This window comes from Treponema sp. SP13 (assembly GCF_050938355.1).
Classification (GTDB): Bacteria; Spirochaetota; Spirochaetia; order Treponematales; family Treponemataceae; genus Treponema_D; species Treponema_D socranskii.
This window is the reverse complement of sequence record NZ_JADOVM010000017.1, coordinates 1-995: the sequence shown is the minus strand read 5'-3', so window position 1 is coordinate 995 and position 995 is coordinate 1. Positions and strand designations below refer to the sequence as shown.

The window sequence follows — 995 nt, the reverse complement described above, 5'->3', positions numbered from 1 at the left end:
GAAGCTCCGAACCGAAGCCCCGGCAAACGGCGGCCGTAACTATAACGGTCCTAAGGTAGCGAAATTCCTTGTCGGGTAAGTTCCGACCCGCACGAATGGTGTAACGATTCTGGGCGCTGTCTCAACGCGGGACTCGGTGAAACTTATATTCCGGTAAAGAAGCCGGATACCCGTAATTAGACGGAAAGACCCCGTGAACCTTCACCGCAGCTTATCACTGGGATTCTATCCGCCATGTGTAGGATAGCCGGGAGGCGAAGAAGCGTGCGCGTCAGCGTGCGTGGAGCCGCTGGTGAAATACCGGCCCTGGCGGATGGGATTTCTAACTCCGGTCCGTGAAGCCGGAAGGGGGACAGTGATTGGCGGGCGGTTTGACTGGGGCGGTCGCCTCCTAAAGGGTAACGGAGGCGCGCGAAGGTCTCCTCGCGGTGGTTGGAAATCATCGTACGAGTGTAAAGGCACAAGGAGGCTTGACTGCGAGTGAGACATCACGAGCAGGTGCGAAAGCAGGTCTTAGTGATCTGGCGGCGGCAAGTGGAAGCGCCGTCACTTAACGGACAAAAGGTACTCCGGGGATAACAGGCTGATTTTCCCCAAGAGTTCACATCGACGGGAAAGTTTGGCACCTCGATGTCGGCTCATCGCATCCTGGGGCTGGAGCAGGTCCCAAGGGTTTGGCTGTTCGCCAATTAAAGCGGTACGTGAGCTGGGTTCAGAACGTCGCGAGACAGTTCGGTCCCTATCTGTTACGGGCGGAGGATGTTTGAGAGGAGCTGCTTTTAGTACGAGAGGACCGAAGCGGACGAACCTCTGGTATACCGGTTATCCTGCCAAGGGTAAGTGCCGGGTGGCTACGTTCGGAAGGGATAACCGCTGAAAGCATCTAAGCGGGAAGCCCGCCTCAAGATGAGACATCCCTGAGGGCATGACCCTCCTAAAGACCCCGGAGACACTATCCGGTTGATAGGCTGCAGGTGCAGGCACGGCGACGTGCA

The 995-nt window shown here is 57.3% G+C and carries 1 rRNA gene; it reads left to right on the top strand.

Features of this window, described 5'->3' with window-relative positions:
• A 23S ribosomal RNA gene (locus IZU26_RS12995) occupies window positions 1-995 on the top strand; the annotation flags it as partial.